Below are 3,243 nucleotides of genomic sequence, written 5' to 3'. Positions count from 1 at the left end.
GGCATTTGGTATCGCCTGACATGGCCAGCCGGAGCCGGTGCAGTAACCGCTAATTCAAGCCAGGTTAAATCCGAGGGCGACACGGCGGCGTAAACGGAAAAATCAATGAGCTATGGCTAAAACATTCTTAACAAAAAAGAATAATGCCAAGAGCACGATCACGGACAATCCTTTGACATCGGGTGCGACTACCGTGAACGTGCAATCCGGCGACGGTGCAAAGTTTCCAGCGGCTCCATTCCACGCCACGCTCTATACGAGCGATCCGAGCGTGGGCGAAATTGTGAAAGTAACTGTTAAATCAACAGATGCATTCACAATCGAGCGAGCCAAAGAAAACACGACCGCCCAAGAATGGGCGCAAAACACCAAAATCGAACTCTTGGTAACAGCCAAGCTCTTTGACGACTTCCAAACCCGAACCGAGATCATTGTCGCAACCGACGGGTCGGGAGATTACAACTGCGACGGAACGGCTGATCAAACAGAGATAAACGAAGCGATCAGCAACTTGCCAGCCGGTGGCGGTATTGTTCGCCTAAAGAAAGGAACATACACACTGACCGGTCTCGTTGAAATTCTCAAAGACAATGTCGTGTTTGAAGGCGAAGGGGCGTCGACGCTTATAAAAGCGGCCAATGCCAGTAACCTCGGCGACATTGTGCGTGTGGGAGACGGCGGTACGACACCGTACTCAAATATCGTCATCAGGAACCTAAAAGTCGATGGTAATCAAGCCAATCAAACCTCCGGAAATTCCAGCCCGATAGTGCTCTGGGGTACAAGCACAAACAAGCACAAACGAATTCTCATCGAGAACTGCTGGCTTACCGGTGCGCGTCTCGACTGTCTGAAAGTCATCGGCGTAGAGGAAAGCATAATTAGAAATTGCTTCATCCATGACAACACCGGAACTGGAATAGGTCTCTTCACTAACTCACAGCACAACACAATTACAGGAAATGTTCTGACTTCAAACGGCTACGGCATGTATGACAGTGCATGCAATTACAACACAATAACTGGCAACGTAAGTCGAAGCAATGGTTATGGATTCTACCTGAGCGGTGCTTGGCGTGAAGCGGTAACCGGCAATGCAATCTTCACGAGCACAAACTACGGAGTCTACATCGTCGGAGGCCAAAGGAATGCAATTACAGGAAATCATCTCTACGGCGACAGCTGGGGCATGATCATTGGCAACAGCTCAAACATCACCAAGTACAACGTCATCTCTGGAAACACGGTCGCATGGGCGACGAACCAAGGCATCGCTCTCTATCACGGAAGCGGTACCACGATCAGTAACGTGATAACTGGCAATCACATCTTCGGATGCGGAGGTCATGGAATTTACCTGTACGGATCTTCCTACAACACGGTAACCGGAAACGCCATTGATAACGCTTCCCGGACGACCAACAACACGTCCCATAGCATATTCCTCACCAATAACGGAACGGTCTATTCGACTTACAACGTTATCTCTTCGAACAATTGCCATGCGACTCAAGCGAACAAGTCCGCCTATCACATCCGTGAACAGAGTACGAGCGATGACTTCAATCTAGTAATCGCAAATGTCTGCAAGGACGGAGTGACCGCACAGATCGGACTTCAAGGCACCAACTCAGTGAGAGGAACAAACATTCCAGCAACTGGATAAACTCTTATGTTTAACTCCTACCAATTCAACAGCGCAAGACTCAACGACACCGGCTCTTCAGCCGTGAGCAAAGTAATGAGCTACGTACTCGACGTGTTCGGATTGATATCAAAGCCGGTCACTTATGTCTTCGATCAAGCGATAACAGTGGAAGCCATACGAACGTACCTCCTCGACATCAAAAATCTTGCTGGAAAAGTAGGAACGTATCTCATAGATGTGTATGCTCTCGCCGAAAAAGCTCTGACGTATGTCTTCGACATGCGAAGCCTTATCGACAAAACATCCACCTACCTCTGGGACGGACTGCAACTCATCACAAAGCAAATCACATATCTGATCGACATCATCGGCGGTGCTGTGATGACGATGACTTACAAGCTCGATGTACGGCAACTGGCAACAAAGAGTACGACGTACCTGCATGACATCCTGCTCACGATCGGACAGACGATAACTTATGTGTTCGACTCATTCCTGTCGGCCGCGCGAGAGACAACGTACCGGATGGATATAAGAAATCTTGCGACAAAACTCACAACCTACCTGATCAATATCGGGGATGTGGTCGCAAAGATCATGGCGTACAGATTCGACATGCGAAGTCTAGCAAGCCACGCAACCACGTACCTGTTTGATCTTCGAAATCTGATAAGCAAAACATGGACGTATGTGCTGAATGTAAGAAACCTTGCGACCAAAGCCACACAGTACCTATTCGACATGGCCGGTGCTGTAAGCAAAAGCACTCAATACGTGTTTGACGTGCTGATGAGTGCAATAAAGCAAATGGACTATCTCTTCGACGTAAGAAATCTTGCCACAAGAGCATCCACATACCTGCTCGATATCCGAGGGCTTATTGCCAAGATACAAACCTACAAATGGAATATCCGGATGCTCGCATCGAGAGTGACGAGCTACCTGTGGGATATCACAAGCTTCGTGTCCAAGTCGATCACTTACGCATTCGACATCCTAAGTTATATCGCCAAAGTCTGGACATACCAATTCGACATCCTGATTGGAGTCGGCAAGGTGTGGACGTATCTTCTCGACATTCGAGGACTGGTATCGAGGACGTGGAAGTACGTGTGGGACATCCTGAAAATTCCGCCCGGTGTAAAGATTGCCATTGAATTCCTCTCGGCAAAAATATCAGTGCTGATGCTCTCAGCCAGAGAAACGTTCGGTTTAACAACATCCAAAAGCAGTATTGAGGTCAAGACCGCCCGGCAAGATCAACAGCTTCAAAACGCCAAAGCCGACGTGACGATTCCGGGCAATAAGCAAGACATAAATCTATGAGCATCAAAATTGTACAAAATGACACCCGTCCTCCACTGGAATTCAGCCTGACCCAAGACGGTGCGCCGGTGGACTTAACCGGATGCACCGTGAAGTTCTACATGAAGGACTCCTCCACTGGATCAGTAAAGATCAACGGCGTGGCATGCGTGATTACTGACGCAACCAAAGGAAAATGCCGATATAACTGGACGGCCTCCGACACAAACACGGTCGGAACGTATCTCGGTGAGGTCGAGGTAACGTTCCCTGATTCAAAGATTCAGACC

Annotated in this window: 3 protein-coding genes; all 3 read left to right on the top strand. The window is 48.6% G+C overall.

Going from position 1 to position 3,243, the window contains the following annotated elements; genetic code table 11:
* Window positions 1–112: 112 nt before the first annotated feature.
* On the top strand, window positions 113–1,666 hold the full coding sequence (locus WC259_RS08210; RefSeq protein WP_372644235.1) for a right-handed parallel beta-helix repeat-containing protein: 1,554 nt from the start codon (window positions 113–115) through the stop codon (window positions 1,664–1,666).
* Window positions 1,667–1,672: 6 nt separating this feature from the next.
* Window positions 1,673–2,974: a hypothetical protein gene (locus tag WC259_RS08205; RefSeq protein WP_372644232.1), complete on the top strand. Its 1,302-nt coding sequence runs from the start codon at window positions 1,673–1,675 to the stop codon at window positions 2,972–2,974.
* On the top strand, window positions 2,971–3,243 hold a 273-nt coding region (locus tag WC259_RS08200), incomplete at its 3' end, for a BppU family phage baseplate upper protein (RefSeq protein ID WP_372644229.1). The genes WC259_RS08205 and WC259_RS08200, both read left to right, overlap by 4 nt.

Origin of the sequence: Dehalococcoides sp. (assembly GCF_041654235.1) — a bacterium.
GTDB lineage: Bacteria > Chloroflexota > Dehalococcoidia > Dehalococcoidales > Dehalococcoidaceae > Dehalococcoides > Dehalococcoides mccartyi_B.
The sequence above is the reverse complement of the archived record's forward strand: the minus strand, read 5'-3'. Positions and strand labels throughout refer to the sequence as shown.

Coding starts and splice junctions, on each gene's coding strand:
- WC259_RS08210 (WP_372644235.1), top strand. CDS start 113: ATGGCTAAAACATTCTTAACAAAAAAGAATAATGCCAAGAGCACGATC.
- WC259_RS08205 (WP_372644232.1), top strand. CDS start 1,673: ATGTTTAACTCCTACCAATTCAACAGCGCAAGACTCAACGACACCGGC.